A 20,709-nucleotide genomic window follows, 5' to 3' on the forward strand; every position below is an offset into this window, starting at 1 on the left:
CTAGCGCAGATGCCAAAAACTTAAAATCCCTTTGCTTTTGCTTCAGCATATAGCCTGTCTTGTTCACCAGATTCAATAAGTTTTTTATGCTCGGCATCAAATACTAGCTTTAACATTCTCCCTTTTTCGGTATTGGCGAAGGCAAAAAAAACCTCTGCATTTAATACACCTTGGATGATCACAAACTGTTGTGATCCCTTCAACTGAGGAATAAGCGACTCAATATTCTTTTTGTAGTCCAGCATGGCATCGATTCGTCCCGCATTCACGCTATTGAGCATACTCAACATGTCGCTACTTTCTTCATAAAACATGGGAATTGGCGTCAACATATTGTAGCGATAGGCCAACATGGCTTGGACTTTTTTATGGGATAAGCTCTCCATTCCTGACCACGTAGCTGCAATTTGAGGGGTTACAGCGGCATCAATCGAATCTAGCTCAACAGCGTTTTCACTCAATAAGCTATTTTTCACATCCTCTTTATAAACACTGAAGACCATATCAACTCGACCAGTTTCAAGCAGGTACAAAGTGCGGGCAAAAGGCATAAACTGCACATTGACCTGCCATTTAGGGAGTGGAAAAGCTCGATTGAGAATATCAAAGTAGTACCCTGTCTCATCAGGATTAGCAAAGCCTTCCCATGACGCGGTGACAAGGTTGATCACGACGGGCTTGTTTGGAGTAGCGCCAGCACAGAAACTCAATAAACTCAAACACAATGCTGCAAGAAATGATCTCATCGGTTTCTCCTACCATTTCCTAAAAGTGTAGGACAATTTCGATGCCTATGCTGGAACCTTATTACTCCACTATCTCGGAAGTAACAGCTAAATCGTTTGCAATATAGACAGTAAGCTTGCATCTTCAAGCACGGTCACTATAATGGCGGCCCCGATTTCAGCAGGCTGGTATCGGATAAAATAACAATAGACAACTTAGCGGGTTCCCTCACCCCGCCCTACACAACTAAAAAGGCCACATATGTTAATGTTAACCCCAGCGCAGCTTCGTCGCGCACTCCTGCTATTAGTGGGATTTCATATACTGATTATTTGCGTAAGCAACTACTTGGTACAACTACCGTTTCAATTGTTTGGTTATCACACCACTTGGGGCGCGTTTAGTTTTCCCTTTGTCTACCTCGCAACCGATCTGACGGTGCGTATTTTTGGACAAACACCAGCCCGTAGCATCATTCTCAAGGCCATGGTGCCTGCACTGATGATTTCCTATGTCATGGGTGTGGTATTCCATCAAGGTAGCTTCCAAGGAATAGATTCATTAAGCCAATGGAACACTTTTGTATTTCGCATCGCCTTTGCCAGCTTTGCGGCTTACTTGATTGGTCAATTGATGGATATCACCGTCTTCGCCCGTCTTCGCCAGAGTCGCTCTTGGTGGGTCGCTCCAGCGGCATCAACCATCGTTGGTAACTTAGTCGACACCTTAGTATTTTTCAGTGTCGCTTTTTATGCCTCAACGGACAGCTTTATGGCCACCAACTGGCCTGAAATTGCGGCCGTAGATTACAGCTTTAAACTACTCGTTAGCCTAGGTCTATTCTTACCCGCGTACGGCGTTCTGCTCAAAGTCTTACAAGACAAGATATTGCAAACTAGCCCACAAAAATCATTTTCCTGATTAACCCAACTGGCCAGACCTGTTATAATTTGAGCAGTTTTGTGTTCAGCCCCACAGCATTGATGCGCAATTGGGGCTGTTTTTTTGTGAGAGAAAATTATGTATTCAATTGAAATCAAAGCAATGACAGCTCTGACTCCCGAGTTGACCACACAACTCCTCGACCTGAGTAAGCAAATTCCTGAACTCGACCGTCCATTGAGCAGCGATAGCTTAACGGCACGACTCTCAGGCAAGAGTTGCTTGATTCTCTTAGCCTATGTGGAAGGCGAACTGGCGGGCTTCAAGCTGGGTTATGAACAGGAAAAGGGAGTTTTTTATAGTTGGTTAGGTGGTGTCGCTACCGATTTTAGACGTTTAGGGTTGGCGCAAAGCCTACTTGAATACCTAGAGAAATGGGCGAGCAACCAAGGCTATGGCCATATTCAAGTGAAGACCATGAATCGCTTCCCCGCGATGCTCAATCTGTTGATTAGAAACCAATATTTAATTACCGAGCTTAAAGCCGATCCAATGAGTCAGATCGATCATAAACTGCATTTAAGCAAATCTATTGCGGCCGCATAAACGCGCCATCAATAAAAATGTGCATTATTTGCGAGAAATAGCTTGCAAAGCTAATTGAGAATGATTATCGTTAACTTGCGTTCCAAAACTCATCTTTAACTCTGATGACTGGTAATCTGACGTTGTTAAAGTGCTCCTGAGTTTGCAAGCACGACATTGCTCACACACTCTTTTGTGGCCGGATTCATCATCCGGCTTTTTTTTGCCTGTTATTCAGCGAATAGGCGCATTAGGCTAACCATGTCTAGGTTTGCGCCACATTTAACTTTCAGGGTGATTTCCCGAAAAATGTAAGCCGTCGTAGGGATTGTTTTGATGGTCTTCCTTCGCCTCATGGTACAAACCAATCGTAAAGATTGAGCCTTTACCCAACACCGAACTCACCTCAATCGTGCCACCAATACGCTTGATAATGCCATAACTGAGTGATAATCCAAGGCCAGTACCATCTTTACGAGTGGTATAGAAAGGATCAAAAATCCGCCCTAATTGCTCAGGCTCAATCCCTGAACCTTCGTCTTCAACCTCGATTTTGACACCAATCGCTATATCCTGCTGCACCCAATCATAGGTGCGAACCCAAATTCGTCCCTTGCCATCCATCGCATGGGCAGCATTCACCACAAGGTTAATCAACACTTGCAGTAACTGCGGGCGATTGACCTGCACAGGGCAACTGGCATTCAATTCAGTTATCAGCACAACTTCTTGTTTTTGAATCGAATGTCGCACTAATACCAGCATTTCCTCGATAATAGGCGTAATGGGATGCATCTCTAACGGAGCATTGAACTCACCCGGACGGCTATATTGCAGTAAGCTTCGAATAATGGTGCTAATACGTCCAACCTGTTGAATAACTAGATCAATTTCTTCTTTTACGACTTCGGCTTTATCACCCAGCTCATAGCGCAGTAACTCCATGTTGCCGAGGATAACAGCGGTCGGATTATTGATTTCGTGGGCAATACCGGCGGTTAACTCACCTAGAGCGGTCAACTTTTCGTTGGTCACCAACTGCTGGCGTGTCTCATTGAGTAAGGCGACGTTGCGCTGTAGTTCTAACGTCTTATCTTGCAGGCTACGAGTCCGCTCTTCGACCTTCATTTCTAGCTGTTCGGCGGCGGCTTGGATCTGCGCATTACGCCGCTGCAATAAATCCAGCATGCGGTCGAACTGCTCAGCGAGGTTCGATAGCTCGTTATCCCTATCTAGCCCCAAGGCACCAATTCGCACATTGCGCCCAGACTGCACGGCTTGCACCACATGGTGAATACGCTCAATCGGCTGCAATAGACTGTAGGCGCCGCGGTAAACCAGCAAACCAGAAATAAGCAGCACTAACATTAGAATGGTGCCTAACTCAATGATATTAAGTAGGTAGTTATGAATAAATGGCGACTCGGAAAAACCGGTATAGATCATCCCAACTCGCTGTCCACGGATATCTTCTAACGGCGCATAGGCAGAAATAAACCAGTCGTTGTACACAAACGCCCTGTCAACCCATAACTCCCCGTGATTTAACACTTTTTCCCGCACCTCCTCCGAGACCAAACTACCCAGTGCGCGTCCTTGGGACTCATTCGGCTGTGGAAAAAAGTGTAAAGGGACGTTGGTCGATACCCGAATGTTATCGAGGAAAATCGTCACAGTACCAATTGAGCGTTCGGGCAAGGTGCCCTTGTCGTAGACGAGATCGCGGATATGGTCGACGATGCGAGTATCTCGATTAAACAACACTCCACCGTCGAGATACCATGCCACTTTACCTTCAGAATCTGGGATTGGCAGCAAGCTACGACTGAGTAAACCCCGCTCTTCAACTTGTTTATCCGGACTTTGCGCCCGCAAAGTCGCCAGCAAGGGAATACTAGCCCTTTGCGCTAAATCTGGGTCAATCCGAGCTAAGCGCTCACGGGATAGCACCATCAGTCCAGAATAGGGCAACATTCCACCAATTTTTGGTAAAATCTGTCGTAAATCAGGATCTGCTGCCGCTTCAGCGACACTGACCAGCCGTAAAAAGTCTAAATCGAGCTGCTTTTTTTGCTCATGCAGAAAGGTATCTATGCTCGCCCTATGGGCTAAGGCGCCACTGAGGATGGGTCTAAAATCATTCTGGAATGTCCATGAAGTCATCACCCTTTCTAGCTGTTTTTCCTGCCGAACTTGCACCTGCTGCAGAGTGTTCTCAGCGACAGCCAAATCAGCTTTTACCTTCATAAACAGTTGCTTACCTGTATAACTGATATTCCAGTAAATCGTGATAAACACTAAACTCACTAAGGTGAGCAAAATCGGCAATAAAGTCAGGATCAGAATGCGATAACGCACTTTAGCCTGCATTTGCTGCCAACTAACCCCAAAAAAGTGAGTAAAAAAAGACACTTAAAACTCCTGCTCGTCGCTAACGCCAAACCATTCTTTATACTTGCGATCTAAAGTCTTACGGGAAACCCCTAAGTCCCGAGCTGCTGCGGATTTATTACCAGAATGCAAATCCACTACGCTAGTCACATGATGTTTTTCCACTTCTTTTAGTGGCCAATCTAATGGATAACCTTGGGAAGCCAAGGATTCAGTTTTCACCTGTTGCTTCCAATACTCTGCCGGAGGCTTACCAAGCAGAATACAGCGCTCAATCATATTGCGTAGCTCGCGAATATTACCCGGCCACTCATGTTGTTGCAGTTTCACCATATCCTCATGGCTCCACACCACTTCGCGCACGCCTAACTCTGCAGCCAATTGGCGGGTAAAATGGTGGGTCAATTCGACCACATCTTCCGGACGATCACGCAGCGGTGGAATTAAAATATCAAGCACATTCAGACGATAATAGAGATCGCGCCGGAAGTTACCCGCCTCAACTTCATCCACCAATGTACGGTTAGTTGCCGCGATCACTCGGACATCAATATTGACTTCCTTTTCACTGCCCACTGGGCGAATCGCCTTCTGCTCCAGCACCCTGAGCAGCGCGGTTTGCATTTTGAGCGGCATCTCGCCAATTTCATCGAGGAAAATCGTACCGCCGGAGGCAAAACTAAATAAGCCTTCGCGATTACCCTTGGCGCCAGTAAAGGCCCCTGCTGTATGGCCAAAGAGTTCACTTTCAAGCAATTCAGGCGCTATCGAGCCACAGTTAACAGGGACAAAAGGCCCTTGGCGACCGCTGAGTAAATGTAATTGCCGCGCAACTAACTCTTTACCCGTGCCCGATTCCCCTTGGATTAACACAACCGCATTAGTTGGTGCGACACGTTCAATCACTTGCTTAACCGACTTCATCGCATCGCTGCTACCAATAATGGTGGAGGAATAGCCAATAGACACTTCACGGCGCAGCATTAAGTTTTCACGGCGAAGCAAGCGGCGCTCAATACAGCGGTCAACCGCAGACATCATCTGCTCAAGGTGGAATGGCTTCATAATAAAGTCAGACGCGCCAGCGCGCAGTGCTTTAATCGCGACTTCTAAATCCGCATAGCCGGTCATAAAAATTACATCGGAACGTCGACCTTGTTCATCTAACGCTTCGCTCCACTCAATACCCGAGCGACCGGGTAAACGAATATCGACAATCAATAAGTCGAAGTGACAGCGACTACGTAGCTGCTCAGCATCTTCAATACTGCCCGCAGTTTCGACTAAGGCGAATTTTTTCGAGAGTGCCTTATTTAAAAAACTGCGCATCCCTGGTTCGTCATCAACGATCAGGACCGACACAGCGGAAGGAAGGGGCTTGAGGTTATTATCTATCTGGCTCATAGTGCTCACTTCTGGACATTTTGACTCAATTGCGACCAATTCTAGCATTGAAACTAGACAAATAGGTCACTATGAACCACAAGAAGCATGCGTTGAGACAATTTGTCTGCAAACTATTTGCTGAGCATGAGATCGAGCTCACAATTTAGATCATGCTGTGAAGGTAAAAGCATGAATATCAGTTTGGCACCCTATTTGCTTTCAACCGAACGCATTACAATTTGGACCCCCTCAACTCACTAGGCATTTGAGTTGGAACCCTATTTTTTATCAAGGAGTATCCATGCTAAACGTGAAATCCCACATGAAGTCATTACTGGGCTTGGTTGTTGCAGCCAGCATGCTCACAGTGTTACCCGCTCAATCGGCAGAAGTCATTAAGTTAGCCACAACCACCAGCACCGAAAACTCAGGCCTGTTACAAGAATTACTGCCTAAGTTTGAAAGTGCATCAGGCTATAAAGTCCAAGTTATCGCAACGGGTACTGGTAAAGCGCTGAAACTGGGCGAGCAAGGCGATGTGGATTTAGTGATGACCCATGCCCCAAGTGCTGAAGCTAAGTTTGTTGCCGATGGTTTTGGCGTTGAGCCACGTGGCATTATGGAAAACGATTTCGTCGTTTTAGGCCCTAAAAATGACCCTGCAAAACTACGTGAAAGCAAAACCGCTGAAGAAGCCTTCGCAAAAATCGCGAAATCTGGCTTACCTTTCCTCTCTCGCGGTGATAACTCTGGCACACACATCAAAGAGTTAGAAGTATGGAAAGCAGCAGGCGTGACTCCAGACTTCAAAGGTTACACTTCAGTAGGTCAAGGCATGGGTAAAACCCTGCTGATGGCAAACGAGTTACAAGGTTACACTCTGTCTGACCGTGGTACTTTCGTGGCGTACAAAACCAAGTTGGACTTAGGTGTGGATTTCGATGGTGGCAAAACCCTAGCAAACCCATACCAAGTGATTCTGATCAACCCAGCTAAATACCCAGATTTAAACCACAAAGGCGCTAAAGCCTTCAGTGACTGGCTGATCAGCAAAGAAGGTCAAGCCATGATCAACAGCTTCAAAGTTGAAGGCGAGCAACTGTTCAAGGCAACCTATAGCGAATGAGCGAAGGCTGGCTAGCACTGTTACAGCAGGCGTTAAGCCTGCTGTTTTCATTGGACCCCGACGTTTGGTCCATCATTTCTGTCTCGTTTTCGGTTTCGTTTGCGGCACTTCTCATCACCTTAGTCCCTTCGATGGTGTTAGGTTTTGTGTTGGCGTTTGCCCATTTTCCCGGCAAGTGGTTTGTCACTAACTTAGTGCAGACACTGCAATCGATCCCTACGGTTGTTATCGGCCTGCTGGTATATCTCATTTTGACCCGTAATGGCCCACTTGGGGATTTAAAGTGGTTGTTTACTCAAGAAGGGATGATCCTCGGCCAAATGCTGATTTGTGCCCCCGTGATGATCGCCATGAGCCAAGCGGCATTTACCAGTGTCGATCGCAGAGCCTGGGAAACTTCACGCACCTTAGGCGCCTCATGGGCTGGCGCGGTTTGGGCTGTTTGTCGCGAACTACGTATGCCATTATTACTGGCGATTGTGGCGGCCTTTAGCCGTATTCTCACTGAAGTTGGTTGTTCGATGATGGTTGGCGGCAACATTTTAAATGTGACCCGCAATATTCCTACCGCTATCGCACTGGAGACCAGCAAAGGTGATTTCGCCCAAGCTATCGCCCTCGGATTAGTGCTGCTAATCTTGGCCTTGATCCTCAACTTTGCCTTAGGTAGTTTACGCGGCAAAGAAACGCCAAGGAGCCATTAAGCAATGACCCAAGCCAAACTGATTGCCCGTGACTTGGAAATGTCCTTTGGCTCGCGCTTGTTATTCAAAGCCCAGCGCCTCGAATTATGCCAAGGAAATGTGATTTACCTACAGGGTGATAACGGCACGGGTAAGTCAACTCTGATGAAAATCCTCGCGGGTCTACAGCTGCCATCCAAGGGTAAGATTGAGATAAACGGCTTTAAAAAAGATCCTTGGTGGACACGTAATCCTTTGTTAGGTAAAGCAATTTACCTCCACCAGCATCCGTATTTATTTGATGGTACAGTGAATTACAATCTGACCTACGGCCTACATTTTGCTGCCTCAAAAATCGAGGCCAAACGCAGAATAGGCCAAGCGATTGAAATGGCTCAACTTGGCTCATTGTTACAGGCCAGAGCGAGCGATCTGTCTGGCGGAGAAAGACAACGCCTCGCCATCGCCCGCGCTTGGATTTTACAGCCTAAACTCCTGATGCTCGATGAGCCGACATCCAATATGGACAAAGACTCCCAAGCCCTAGTATTACAAATGATCCTGCAGCTCAAACAGCAAGGAGCGGGAATGCTGTTAAGCAGCCACCAAAACTGTGCGCTCACCGCGATTTGCGAGCAGCAGTGGCACATTGAAGAGCAACAGGTGATAACCTTCTGTCAACAGACGCCCACTCCATCCACACAGGGAGCTTTATATGTCGTTGCAAATTGATGCGGTTATTCTTGCTGGAGGTATGGCACGCCGTATGGGCGGGGATGACAAAGGCCTCGTCGAGCTAAACGGCAAGGCCATGATAGAACACACTATCGAGCGGATAAAACCACAGGTTAAGGAGATCCTGATCAACGCAAATCGTAACCAAACACGCTATGCTGAGTTCGGTTTTACGGTGTTGAGCGATGAACATACTGGGTTTCTCGGCCCTCTGGCGGGCATGATTACTGCTATGGGCCACACCCAAGCAGACTATTTGCTCGTGGTGCCCTGCGATTGTCCGCTGCTGCCGCGGGATTTAGTCGCCCGCTTATTAGCCGCCATAGAGACAAACGATGCTGAGCTTGCCGTGGCCAGCGATGGTGAGTATCAGCAACCCGTAGTAATGTTATTAAAGCCAAACCTGCGCGAGTCGATGAAAGCCTTCCTCGAAGCGGGTGAGCGTAAAATTGATTTTTGGTATGCCAAACATCACTGCGTCGTTGAGTCTTTCGCTGATCAGCCCAACGCCTTTGTAAATGTGAACACGCCAGAACAAAAGCAACGACTGGCTGCTGAGATAAACCAAAGCTAAGGCTTCAAATTTCCTAGATTAGAGGTGCAAATGAGTACTCCCTTCGTCAATCCGCTATCTATTCCCGTTCTCGGATTTTGTGCCTATAGCGGCACGGGGAAAACCACCCTACTCAAGCAATTGATCCCCGAATTAAATCAGCGCAGCCTGCGTCTGGCGGTGATCAAACATGCTCACCATGATTTTGATGTCGATATTCCCGGTAAAGACAGCTATGAGATGCGTAAAGCTGGCGCACGGCAAATGTTAGTCGCCTCCCATGTGCGTTGGGCGCTGATGACCGAAGATGCCCGCGATGGCGACCCAGAACTTGTCCACCTGCTAAAGCAAATTGAAGCCGACAAGGTTGATATTGTCTTAGTCGAAGGCTTTAAAAAACTCACGTTGCCAAAAATCGAGCTGCACCGCGCCGCCCACGGCAAGCCGTTTATTTATACCCAAGACGACAATATTCTCGCCATCGCTTGCTGTGATGACACCGAACTGCCGAGCGAGCTCAGAAGACTCGATCTCAACAATGTCGCACAAATCGCTGACTTTGTTATGGAATATGCCAATAGCTGGCAAGCCCCTAACCCAACCTTACCGATTGCGACAGTCGATGCCTGCACCTTAGGCAGTGATAAAAACCTGAGCGTCAGCCAAGGGTTAGCGCAGATTTTATCCCATGTCACGCCCGTCACTGAGGTGGAAGACATCGGCTTAGACGACTTAGATAACCGCGTGCTCGCCCACGACAGCATTTCGCCCGTAGATGTACCGCAGCAAACTAATTCAGCAATGGATGGCTACGCTTTTGCCTATCAAGAACCCATGCCTGAGAGTTTCAACTTAGTCGGTGAAGTCTTAGCCGGACATCAATATTCAGGCACACTCAAGGCTGGTGAAACCGTGCGCATTATGACCGGCGCGCCCGTACCAGCTGGAGCCGACACCGTTCAACCTCGAGAACTGGCTAACGAAGCCAATGCCAAGGTCAGTTTTGAAGGCCGCATTCAACAGGGCCAACACGTTCGCCTTGCGGGTGAAGACATTGGCCAAGGCCAAGTCGCCCTCACCCAAGCCACACGCCTAAGCGCCGCCGAACAAGGCTTATTAGCCTCCCTCGGCCTTAACCGTGTAACGGTTTATCGCCGCCCAACGGTAGCCGTGTTCTCAACTGGTGATGAAGTCTGCCAACCCGGTGAAGCACTTAATCCTAATTGTATTTATGACTCGAACCGTTACACCATCAAGGCGATGGCAAAACGTTTAGGGTGTGATGTCATCGATTTAGGCATTATCGAAGACTCCGAAAGCGCACTCGAAACCACCTTAACCAAGGCTGCGGCGCAGGCCGATGTGGTGATCAGCTCTGGCGGCGTTTCCGTTGGTGATGCCGACTATATCAAGGCCGTACTGGCACGCCTTGGCAATATCGACTTCTGGCGGATCAATATGCGCCCCGGTCGCCCACTCGCCTTTGGTAAGGTTGGCGATAGTTTGTTCTTTGGTTTGCCCGGCAATCCGGTGGCGGTGATGGTGTCTTTCCTGCAATTTGTGCAACCTGCGCTGCGTAAACTCGGCGGCGAGACAAACTGGCAAGCGCCGTTATTCCCAGCGATTACCGATGAAACCCTGCGTAGCCGCCAAGGCCGCACTGAGTTTATCCGCGGCATTTATCGCATCGCTAATGATGGCAGATTGCATGTCAGCAGCACAGGCAACCAAGGTTCAGGTATGCTCAGCTCGATGGTCAAAGGCAATTGTCTTATCATCATCGGTGATGATGCTGACGCTGTTAATGCGGGTGAAACTGTTTTTATTCAACCCTTTGCCGATCTTTTATAAGATCCAGAGAGCCCCTATGAGCCAACTCGTGGATGCCTTTGGCCGTCAGGTCGAATATTTACGACTTTCGGTGACGGATCGCTGCGACTTCCGTTGTGTCTACTGCATGACGGAAGAGCCCTGCTTTTTACCCAAGGACCATGTATTGCACCTCGAAGAGTTGGCTTGGATCGCCCAAGCCTTTACTGAACTTGGGGTGACCAAAATTCGCCTCACCGGTGGCGAGCCGCTGGTGCGCAGCGATTGCGATCAACTGGTGAACTTACTTGGCAAGCTCCCTGGCCTCAAGGACTTGTCGATGACCACCAATGGCTCTAGGCTCAGTAAGTTTGCCAAACCTATGTTTGATGCGGGCCTGAAACGCTTAAATATCAGCTTAGATACCCTTAACCCAGCGCTATTTACTCAGCTCACTCGTAACGGCAAATTAGCACGCGTTATCGAAGGCATTGATGCTGCCATTGCAGCTGGCTTTACGCGCATTAAAATCAATGCCGTGATCCTCAAACAACAAAACGATCATGAAATCATCGATCTGGTTAACTTTTGCCGCGACCGCAACCTCGATATCGCCTTTATTGAAGAAATGCCGTTGGGTGAAATGGATGAACGCAAACGCGCGCGCCATTGCAGTAGCGATGAAGTTAAGGCCATGATTAGCGAGCATTACCCCCTTCAGCTCTCCAATAAACGTACTGGCGGACCGGCGCGCTACTACACAATGGCTGATAGTCCAATTCACATCGGCTTTATCTCACCCCATAGCCACAATTTTTGCCATGAGTGCAATAGGGTGCGCGTTACCGTAGAAGGCCAATTACTACTCTGCCTTGGTAATGAGCATTCCATTGATTTAAAAAGCATTATAAGAGAGTTTCCCGGAGATATTGAGCGGCTAAAAACCGCCATTCTCCAAGGTATTAAGCGTAAACCTAAGCAACATGTATTTGATAATAACGAAGTGCAAATTCTGCGTTTTATGAACACTACCGGCGGTTAACCTCCTCACCTCAGGGCTAGCATCTCAATTTTGCCGTGATACACTCATGGTATCAGTCCTATTTTTTGTGTTACTTCTCCTATGGCGCTCACTCGTAAACAGTGGAATAACATCATTATTCTTGCCAGCGTGTTTATCATTGCCGTGCTCACGTTTATGGATAAGAAAACCCAAAATGTGCCAAGTGATGCGCAACGGCTATTTGATGACAATGCACCGCTGGCTCAGTTGCAGCTAGAGGGTATATGGCTGCACAAACAAACCTCAAGCTGGGAATGCGATCCGCAAGTGCTCAACTGCGAGCGATGGGCAAAAGCTTGGCAAGGCTTAAGGGTCTCGCCCTTGAATGACGCGCCACAACCCACTGGCAAACCGCAGGAACTGGTGATCCAAATTACGGATATTCGCCAATCACAGCGCTGGATTTATTTCCCCGATGAAGGCCTGCTCAAATCTCCTGCGGCAAACTGGTACTTAGTGCCGCCGAGCTTAAGGGTTGATTTACAGCCCATCCTCGATGCGAAACCCGCAAGTTAATCTATTGAATAAAAGAACCCAATCATGCCGGAATTACCAGAAGTCGAAGTCACGCGTCAGGGGATAACCCCTTACTTAGTCGATCAAACCGTGGTTGACCTAATCGTGCGTAACCCCTCCCTGCGTTGGCCAGTTCCTGAGCTTGCCAAACAGATCATTGGCCAAACCATACGCCAAGTGCGCCGCCGCGCTAAGTATCTGTTAATCGATACGGATGCTGGCACCAGCATAGTGCATTTGGGGATGTCGGGCAGCCTAAGGATCCTGCCCCATGACACGCCAGTGGAGAAGCATGACCATATCGATCTCGTTCTCGCCAATGGCCGCATTCTGCGCTTTAACGACCCAAGACGCTTCGGCGCTTGGTTATGGTGCCAATTGCCAGAGGAAGCCCATCCGCTGCTGGAAAAACTCGGGCCAGAACCTCTGACCGATGCCTTTAACGTTAATCAGTTAGCTGCCTCGCTGGCGGGCAAGAAAAAGGCCATCAAGCTCTGTCTGATGGATAACCATATTGTGGTGGGCGTTGGGAATATTTACGCCAATGAAGCACTGTTTGCCGCAGGAATACACCCCGAGGCCGAGGCAGGCAAGATAGATATTGAACGCTTAACGGTACTGGTTGCTGAGGTAAAACAAATCCTCGCCCACGCCATCAAGCAAGGCGGCACCACGCTTAAGGACTTCACCAACGCTGACGGTAAACCCGGCTATTTCGCGCAAAAGCTGCATGTATACGGCCGCGGCGGCGAAACCTGTACACAGTGTGGTAATTTACTTAGCGAAATCCGTTTAGGCCAACGTACCACCGTATTTTGTAGTATCTGCCAACCCCGCTAAAAGAGCCTGCAACTGCATAGTGCCACTCGTTTAAGTGAATGGTGGCATTATGCATAAACACCTTATTCTTATTTTTGTTTACGTTAACGTAAACTGACAAAGATTCATGCTTGACATAGATCACAGATTTGGGTTTAATAACCCCCGTACCGAGATAAACCCATCTGTTTGTACAAAATAATTAATAATAACTTGCAGATTTCGGTATAATTAACATTAAAGATATAAGAATAAAGACTCTCAATAACAATAATATAACTAAGACCACTCTCTAATAATAACAAGAGTAGTGATTTCACCTTGAAATCCCGGTCAGTACATTTTTGTAAGGGATGGCCGATAACGCCAGTTTGCAATAAGCAAAATGCCTTACACTCAGGGTAACTTGCCCCATCAGGACACAGCTTACATGATGTAAACTGTTGCAAAGGAAGCGAATAGCTTTGGATGCACTGGCTGGAAGCTTGTTATCACTGGAAGGTACTTAAAGTAACAAGGATGGTTAACTTTACGTCATTGATGACGCTGCTATAAAAGATGTGTCTTGAGACCATCTACGGAAACTGTGGTCAGGATGGCGACAGAAACTAATTAAGTGTCTGGATGACCACTAACAAAAATAATGCAGGGAAAGCAGAAAAAAAAGAAGGATACCGACCGGGAAAGTCGCATAGCAAGTAAGGATACTTGGAATCAGAATAGGGTGCAAAATGCACCGTTTGTAAGGCGGCAGTTTAACTGCCGCCTTTTTCTTTGTGATTTTTGACCAACAAACACTCACATCTAGAAAGTGCGCTAAACCAATATAATTGTTACAATCAAAGCCTTAATACTTTCTTAGTTGATTCGATGCGCAGATGCCCTCTTTGTCATAGCACGCAAACACACTTGCTCCTACAGGACAAAAAACGGTGTTTTTATATTTGCCAGACATGTTGGCTAACCTTTGCCGATGCGAATAGTCATCTTCCACCAGCTGCAGAAAAACAGCGTTATGGCCGATCACGCATCGCGTCAAAGCAACGCCACCTCTCGCAATTTATTTTGCCTTTGCTTACGCAAATACAACAGCAGCAAAATGGTAGCCTCACGGGATTGAATTTTGGACGAGTGTTAGATCAAACCAGCCTAGAGACCATTGAATCTGCGGGGCACACTTTCAAACAGTATGACCCTTTCTTTGCTCCTGACCACGAAACACTCAAGCAAGAGTATGATTTTATTTGCTGCTACCGAGTGTTTGAGCATTTTCAGTATCCCATAAAAGAATGGAGCTTACTGACCCGCTTACTTAAACCAGGCGGATGGTTAGCAATAAGTACTCCTTTATTAATTGATTTAGAAGGCTTTGCTAAGTGGCACTATAAGAACAACCTCACCCATGTGAGTTTTTACCAACGACAAACTTTTGAATACCTAGCAAGCAATAGTGATTTTGAACTATTATTTGCCGCTAAGGACCTCGTTTTGATGCAAAAAACATCATAATCTGGTATAACAGCCGACCGAATTTAGCACTTAGTCGATCCTGTATCGGCTAGGCCATACGTTGTAAATAATTGAGAAAATCATGTCTCGTAGCAAGAAAACACGCAAGGGCGGCGAGAATAGCCCCAAACAACAGCCAAGAGTGAAAAAGCAGGATCGTGCTGAAGTCACAGGCAAGCGCGCAGAAAAGGGCAATAAATCCGGCAGCCGCCATAATGAAGCACTGATCCAAGCTCAAGCACCGCAAAAAAAGGCAGCGCAGAAGAAAGATCCACGTCATGGCAGCAAAAAGCCTGTGGCACTGGCCTTACCGACCACAACAGAAAAGTCAGCCACCCCGAAGGTTAAGCAACCTAAGTTAACCGACGAGCAAAAACTGCTGAAGCTGGAAGAAGACCCAAGACTGAACCAGTTGCTTGATATGTTAGAAGAAGGTCGCAATTTAAGCGATGCCGATCAAAAATGGTTGGATCAACAGCTCAACAAGATTGAAGCCCTGATGATAAAACTGGGTATTAGCGACGAGCTAGAAGATGAAGCGCCAGCTAAATCTAAAGCCGACTCAGATGACGATCTGTTCGACCGCTTTGAATCAGGTGCCGAACTGCTAAAAGATTATCAAGATAAGTTTTAAATCTTAGAATTTGCATAAAAACAAAGCGATTAAGCTTTGTTTTTATGTTTTCTGAACAAGGAGTTTTCGTGTCTACCACTCTTACCGTTCTTGGTTTTATCATCATTGTTGCCCTCAGTAGCTACGCCACTTTTTTACTCCTCAAACTCAAGCAACAAAAACAACGTCAACAAGCGCTTTTAGCCGAACGCGAAGCTGTTGCTAATACTAAACGCGCCAAAGTACTCGAAGATATCCGCTATATTGCGACAGCTATGATTGAAGACCGCTGCGAAATCTCCGAAGGTGTAGTTAGGATTGGCCGTTTATTCGAGATTTTATCCTTAAGCGAAAGGGTTGCTCCTGAGTTTCCTGCTTTCTTCCAACATTTTGAGTTAATTAAAGATCATCCGATTATGGAAGCACGACAAGCCCTACCAAAACAGGAGCGTATGAAGCTCGATTTTGCACGAATGAAATCCGAAGCCGAACTGGCAGATGGTATCAACGAGGATGCCAAGAAGTTATCTACTTATCAGCTAAAAGCACTACACTAAAAATGCTTACTCCGCCTCGAAACCAAGCTTACATCGGTATCGAGGCTATCAATCTAAATCCTTTCTGTGCTTTGAGTGCGACTTCCCGTGAGCCTGTGCACAAAACCTCCAAAAAACGACAGACACACGCTGTTTTTTCATAGATATTGCGTAACTTCTAAAATGACAGACATCATTTTTACAACCTAGATCAAGGTTATTTGCCTAAGAACCTTGCATACTTCGTTTGTTGCTAATTTACCCTCGGAGGACACGCCTTGAAGCAGCCCACTCAGATAAGCTGGGATCAGTCGATGATCGAAAAATATAACTACAGCGGTCCCCGTTATACTTCTTATCCAACGGCGCTAGAGTTCGATGATTCATTCACTGAACAAAACCTGTTAACTGCGATTGAAAACAGCAAGAGTGACAAACTGTCGCTGTATATTCACATCCCCTTCTGCGCCAAACTTTGCTATTACTGTGGCTGCAATAAAGTCATCACTCGTCACGCCCATAAGGCCGACCAATACATTGAGTATTTAAGCCACGAAATTATTAAGCGCGCCCCACTGTTTAAGCATTACTCGGTCACCCAAATGCACTGGGGCGGCGGCACACCAACCTTCTTAAATCCTGAGCAAATTATTAAACTTACCGCATTAATTAAGGCTAACTTTAACTTTGCCGATGAAGGTGAGTTCTCTATCGAAGTTGACCCGCGTGAAATTGAACTTTCCATGCTCGACACCCTTAAAGAAGCCGGCTTTAACCGTATTTCGATTGGTGTTCAGGACTTCAACAAAGAAGTACAAGTCGCGGTTAACCGTGAGCAGGACGAGCAATTTATTTTCGATTTAATGGCCAAAGCCAAGGCTATGGGATTCGTCTCAACCAATATCGATTTAATCTACGGCTTGCCACACCAGACTCCAGAGACATTCGCCGCCACCATGCAGCGCGTGTTAGATCTGTCGCCCGATCGTCTATCTGTATTCAACTATGCTCACTTACCCGCGCGTTTTGCCGCGCAGCGTAAAATTAAAGATGAGCATTTACCTTCGCCAAAACAAAAGCTTGAGATGCTGCATCAAACTATCGAGACCTTAACTGGCGCGGGTTATCAATACATTGGTATGGACCACTTCGCGAAGCCTGACGATGAGCTGGCTAAGTTACAACGCGAAGGCAAACTGCACCGCAACTTCCAGGGTTATACCACCCAAGAAGAATGCGATTTGCTTGGTCTTGGCGTGTCGTCTATCAGCCAAATTGGCGATTGCTATGCGCAAAACCAAAAGGACATTCGCCCTTACTACGAAGCCATCGATAAAGATGGCCATGCGCTCTGGAAAGGCTGCAGCTTGAATCGTGACGACGAAATCCGCCGCGTAGTGATCAAACAATTGATCTGCCACTTCGACTTAGATATGGCCAAAATAGATGAAAAACTGGGAATTAAGTTTGAGGAATACTTCGCCGAAGACTTAAAACTACTGCAAACCTTTATCGATGATAAATTAGTTGAAGTCGCCGACAGAAAGATCACCATCAGCCCCACTGGCCGCCTGTTGATCCGCAATATCTGTATGTGCTTCGACCTTTACTACCGTCAAAAAGCGCGTCAACAACAGTTCTCTCGTGTGATCTAACACTGACACATCTCCAATAAAAAATCCGACTCAAATGTCGGATTTTTTATTGGGTTTTAATCAGCCACTCTATGCTTTAGCCGCATACAGCGCCTTGCGTTCGCTCTCTGATAAAAATGCCATTTCTACCCCGTTGCGCTGTACTTGAGCCAGTTCAGCATCGCTTAATCCCAGTTCAAACTTGGCAATGCGGTACTCATGCTTGATATCAATCGCACTTACGCCCGGATCATCGGTATTAAGGCCTATCAACACACCGGCATCCATAAAGGTTCTGAAAGGATGTTCAGCATAGGAGGACACTGTCGAAGTATGCAAGTTGCTGGTTGGGCAAGATTCTATACCAATACGGTGTTTAGCCAGATATTCCATCAGCTTAGGATCGTGAATCGCATTCACCCCATGGCCGATACGTGTCGCCCCCAGCTCCTGAATCGCCTGCCACATACTTTGTGAACCCGCCGCCTCTCCCGCATGGGCAGTGATAGCTAATCCCGCGTCACGCACTCGCTTAAAGTGCTCATTAAATAATTCGCCAGGGAAACCTAACTCATCGCCGGCTAAGTCCATTGCAACCAAATGTTGTTTATGGGCGAGCAAACCTTCAAGCTCCTGAGTGCAAGCGGGTTGGCCGAAGGAGCGCGACATAATCCCGATAAGATTAATGTTAACTTGGTAATCTTTCAGACCGGCTTTAACCCCATCGATAACCGCTTCAACCACGCCTTCAATCGGTAGCTTATGGTTCATCGCCATGTAATATGGGCTAAAACGCAGCTCCGCATAATCAAGGCCAGATAACGCCGCATCGGCCACGTTTTCATAAGCGATACGTTTGACGGCATCTAAATCAGCCAGAACTGCCACCATCCAATCAAGCTTTTTTAAGAAGGCAACTAGGCTGGTTTCTTTCCCCTGAATTTGTACAAACGGCGCGAGAGTCTCTAAAGAATCGGCAGGTAAAGCAATGCCGTGTTGGTGTCCGAGCTCCCAAATGGTGTTCACTCGCACGTTACCATCTAAGTGACGATGCAAATCCACCAATGGAATGGATGTATTGATCATAATTAACCCCTATGTGAACTACCCAGCCAATGCTTTTGTTATTTGGTCTAGGGCGGACCCTAAGTTTAACACGCATTCTTTAATGGCACTGAGGGATTTAAATTCACATTCAGTCACAATTCCGCTTAATATGCGTACAAGAATCTGCGCAAGACCTCAGGCATAATGACTTCAATAACAACGAAAATATCCGAGATAAATCATGCATAAACTCTTTACCCCTAGCTTACTCATTTGCGTCCTGAGCGCCTGTAGCACGGCTAAGCCCCCTGCAGAATCCGCCAGCCAAACAGCGGTGGCAATAACGCAATCCTCAGTCAAGACGATGGCCCCCGCACTACAAGCGATAGTGGATCAAAGCTGGCAACTCCAACTCAGTGCCAGCCCAGAAATGGCCTATGGAATGGGCGATAAGAGCGCCGCAGGTAAATTGCAAGATCTGTCCCCAGAAGCCTTAGCCAAGCTCAATCAAGGTCAGATAGCGATTTTGGTCCAATTGAAAGCACTGGATCGCAGTAAGCTGAGTAAAGAAGATAAAATCAATGCTCAAATCCTTGAGGATCAACTACAAAACGAAGTCGACCTGTATAAGTACAAGGATTACTACCTACCAATCACCGCAGAAAGTGGCTTCCACGCCTACATATCCTCCATTGCTCAAGGACGCTTCAACACCCAAGAGGATTATCAAAACTATCTGGATAAACTTAAAGCGCTGCCAAATTACTTTGCCCAGCAAACCTATTGGTTAAAGCAAGGATTAAAGGAAGGAATTACCCCACCCAAAGCGACCCTTAAAGGATTTGAAAACAGCATTAGCGCTTATATTTTACCGGTAGAGAAAAGCAGTTATTTCAAGCCTTTTACTCAGTACCCAAACCATTTCACCGAGGCGCAAAAAGCTCAGTTAACGCAACAAGGTCGAGCCTTGGTCGAACAAAATGTAATCCCGACCTATCAGGCTTTTTATGATTTTATGACTCAGGAATATATGCCCAACACTCGGGACAATATTGCTGCTAATAGTCTACCCAATGGGGATGCTTTTTATGAAAACCGTGTTCGATACTACACAACCTTAGATATCACTTCGGCAGAAGTGCATGAACTCGGCTTAAAAGAAGTAAAGCGCATTCGCCAGGAAATGGAGCAAGTCATTAAGTCTGTGGGCTTTAAAGGCAGCTTTGCCGACTTTTTGTATTTCTTAAGAACCGATCCCCAGTTTTATGCAACCAGTGCGGATCAACTCCTGAAAGAAGCAGCGTTTATTGCCAAAAAGGCCGATGCCACGTTACCAAAGTATTTTGGTAAATTACCGCGAAAACCCTATGGTATCGCCCCCGTACCCGCCGAAATCGCGCCTAAATATACCTCTGGCCGTTACTCTGGTTCGAATCGTGACGATGAACCCGGTTACTACTGGGTCAATACCTACGCCTTAGATAAACGCCCACTCTATGAACTAGAGGCATTAACCCTGCACGAAGCCGTACCAGGACACCATCTACAGATTTCACTCAATTCTGAACTAAGCTCACAGCCAGATTTTCGCCGCTACAGCTATATTTCTGCCTTTGGCGAAGGCTGGGGATTGTATAGCGAATACTTGGGATTAGAAGCGGGATTTTATCAAGATCCTTACAGCAATTTTGGTCGCCTCACCTATGAGATGTGGCGCGCAGCCCGCCTAGTTGTCGATACAGGCATGCATGCTCAGGGGTGGAGTCGTGAGCAAGCCATTGAGTTTATGGCAAATAATACAGCATTATCACTCCACAATGTGACCACTGAGATTGACCGCTACATTACTTGGCCAGGGCAAGCACTCTCCTACAAGATTGGTGAACTCACCATAAAACGCTTACGCGCCAAAGCAGAGCAAGCCTTAGGCGATAAATTTGATATTCGTGCTTTCCATGATGCAGTATTAGAAAATGGCTCTGTGCCGATGTCAGTGCTTGAACAACAGATAAACGACTTTATTGAAGCGAAAAAAGCCGCGATTTAATGTCATCCTAGGGAGTCAGTATTTTCAGGCTCCCTTTCCTGACACCCTA

At 46.9% G+C, this 20,709-nt stretch carries 19 protein-coding genes; 15 read left to right on the forward strand and 4 right to left on the reverse strand.

Annotation, left to right across the window (positions count from 1 at the left end; all coding sequences use genetic code 11):
• Nucleotides 1–20 precede the first annotated feature (20 nt).
• Complete coding sequence (locus tag SO_RS21910) at nucleotides 21–746, reverse strand: substrate-binding periplasmic protein (protein ID WP_011074300.1); 726 nt, start codon at nucleotides 744–746, stop codon at nucleotides 21–23.
• Between the two features lie 241 nt (nucleotides 747–987).
• Between SO_RS21910 and SO_RS21915 the strand changes: the two genes are divergently transcribed.
• Both SO_RS21915 and SO_RS21920 read left to right on the forward strand, forming a co-directional pair.
• On the forward strand, nucleotides 988–1,647 hold the full coding sequence (locus SO_RS21915) for a 7-cyano-7-deazaguanine/7-aminomethyl-7-deazaguanine transporter (RefSeq protein ID WP_011074301.1): 660 nt from the start codon (nucleotides 988–990) through the stop codon (nucleotides 1,645–1,647).
• Nucleotides 1,648–1,746: 99 nt separating this feature from the next.
• Nucleotides 1,747–2,214, forward strand: a complete 468-nt coding sequence (locus tag SO_RS21920) for a GNAT family N-acetyltransferase (RefSeq protein ID WP_011074302.1) — start codon at nucleotides 1,747–1,749, stop codon at nucleotides 2,212–2,214.
• A gap of 261 nt (nucleotides 2,215–2,475) precedes the next feature.
• Here the strand turns inward: SO_RS21920 and SO_RS21925 are convergent, their stop codons facing one another.
• Both SO_RS21925 and SO_RS21930 read right to left on the reverse strand, forming a co-directional pair.
• Nucleotides 2,476–4,605 carry a sensor histidine kinase gene (locus tag SO_RS21925; protein WP_011074303.1) on the reverse strand — a complete coding sequence of 710 codons (2,130 nt, stop codon included), beginning with the start codon at nucleotides 4,603–4,605 and terminating at the stop codon, nucleotides 2,476–2,478.
• Nucleotides 4,606–5,988, reverse strand: a complete 1,383-nt coding sequence (locus SO_RS21930; RefSeq protein ID WP_011074304.1) for a sigma-54-dependent transcriptional regulator — start codon at nucleotides 5,986–5,988, stop codon at nucleotides 4,606–4,608. It abuts the gene before it with no gap.
• Between the two features lie 283 nt (nucleotides 5,989–6,271).
• Between SO_RS21930 and SO_RS21935 the strand changes: the two genes are divergently transcribed.
• The 12 genes from SO_RS21935 (at nucleotide 6,272) to hemN (ending at nucleotide 17,587) form a co-directional block, all read left to right on the forward strand.
• Nucleotides 6,272–7,096, forward strand: a complete 825-nt coding sequence (locus tag SO_RS21935; RefSeq protein ID WP_011074305.1) for an ABC transporter substrate-binding protein — start codon at nucleotides 6,272–6,274, stop codon at nucleotides 7,094–7,096.
• Nucleotides 7,093–7,800: an ABC transporter permease gene (locus SO_RS21940; RefSeq protein WP_011074306.1), complete on the forward strand. Its 708-nt coding sequence runs from the start codon at nucleotides 7,093–7,095 to the stop codon at nucleotides 7,798–7,800. Before SO_RS21935 ends, SO_RS21940 begins: the two co-directional genes overlap by 4 nt.
• A gap of 3 nt (nucleotides 7,801–7,803) precedes the next feature.
• Entirely contained in the window at nucleotides 7,804–8,511 is a 708-nt protein-coding gene (locus SO_RS21945) for an ATP-binding cassette domain-containing protein (RefSeq protein ID WP_011074307.1), read from the forward strand.
• Complete coding sequence (gene mobA, locus SO_RS21950) at nucleotides 8,495–9,088, forward strand: molybdenum cofactor guanylyltransferase MobA (RefSeq protein ID WP_011074308.1); 594 nt, start codon at nucleotides 8,495–8,497, stop codon at nucleotides 9,086–9,088. Before SO_RS21945 ends, mobA begins: the two co-directional genes overlap by 17 nt.
• Before the next feature lie 30 nt (nucleotides 9,089–9,118).
• A complete protein-coding gene (locus SO_RS21955) occupies nucleotides 9,119–10,918 on the forward strand; it encodes a bifunctional molybdopterin-guanine dinucleotide biosynthesis adaptor protein MobB/molybdopterin molybdotransferase MoeA (protein WP_011074309.1) in 1,800 nt (599 codons plus the stop codon).
• 16 nt (nucleotides 10,919–10,934) lie between these two features.
• Nucleotides 10,935–11,918, forward strand: a complete 984-nt coding sequence (gene moaA / locus SO_RS21960; RefSeq protein WP_011074310.1) for a GTP 3',8-cyclase MoaA — start codon at nucleotides 10,935–10,937, stop codon at nucleotides 11,916–11,918.
• Nucleotides 11,919–11,999: 81 nt separating this feature from the next.
• Nucleotides 12,000–12,455, forward strand: a complete 456-nt coding sequence (locus SO_RS21965) for a hypothetical protein (protein ID WP_011074311.1) — start codon at nucleotides 12,000–12,002, stop codon at nucleotides 12,453–12,455.
• A 24-nt stretch (nucleotides 12,456–12,479) separates the two neighbouring features.
• A complete protein-coding gene (gene mutM, locus SO_RS21970; RefSeq protein WP_011074312.1) occupies nucleotides 12,480–13,295 on the forward strand; it encodes a bifunctional DNA-formamidopyrimidine glycosylase/DNA-(apurinic or apyrimidinic site) lyase in 816 nt (271 codons plus the stop codon).
• 849 nt (nucleotides 13,296–14,144) lie between these two features.
• Nucleotides 14,145–14,783 carry a class I SAM-dependent methyltransferase gene (locus SO_RS21975; protein ID WP_011074313.1) on the forward strand — a complete coding sequence of 213 codons (639 nt, stop codon included), beginning with the start codon at nucleotides 14,145–14,147 and terminating at the stop codon, nucleotides 14,781–14,783.
• Nucleotides 14,784–14,865: 82 nt separating this feature from the next.
• Nucleotides 14,866–15,417: a Der GTPase-activating protein YihI gene (gene yihI / locus SO_RS21980; protein ID WP_011074314.1), complete on the forward strand. Its 552-nt coding sequence runs from the start codon at nucleotides 14,866–14,868 to the stop codon at nucleotides 15,415–15,417.
• Between the two features lie 68 nt (nucleotides 15,418–15,485).
• Complete coding sequence (locus SO_RS21985) at nucleotides 15,486–15,953, forward strand: DUF2489 domain-containing protein (protein WP_011074315.1); 468 nt, start codon at nucleotides 15,486–15,488, stop codon at nucleotides 15,951–15,953.
• A gap of 257 nt (nucleotides 15,954–16,210) precedes the next feature.
• Entirely contained in the window at nucleotides 16,211–17,587 is a 1,377-nt protein-coding gene (hemN, locus tag SO_RS21990; protein ID WP_011074316.1) for an oxygen-independent coproporphyrinogen III oxidase, read from the forward strand.
• Between the two features lie 69 nt (nucleotides 17,588–17,656).
• Here the strand turns inward: hemN and add are convergent, their stop codons facing one another.
• Nucleotides 17,657–18,652, reverse strand: a complete 996-nt coding sequence (gene add / locus SO_RS21995; protein ID WP_011074317.1) for an adenosine deaminase — start codon at nucleotides 18,650–18,652, stop codon at nucleotides 17,657–17,659.
• A gap of 202 nt (nucleotides 18,653–18,854) precedes the next feature.
• Between add and SO_RS22000 the strand changes: the two genes are divergently transcribed.
• Nucleotides 18,855–20,660, forward strand: coding sequence for a DUF885 domain-containing protein (locus tag SO_RS22000; protein ID WP_011074318.1), 1,806 nt, complete (start codon nucleotides 18,855–18,857; stop codon nucleotides 20,658–20,660).
• The last annotated feature ends 49 nt before the right edge of the window (nucleotides 20,661–20,709 follow it).

Origin of the sequence: Shewanella oneidensis MR-1 (genome assembly GCF_000146165.2) — a bacterium.
Classification (GTDB): Bacteria; Pseudomonadota; Gammaproteobacteria; order Enterobacterales; family Shewanellaceae; genus Shewanella; species Shewanella oneidensis.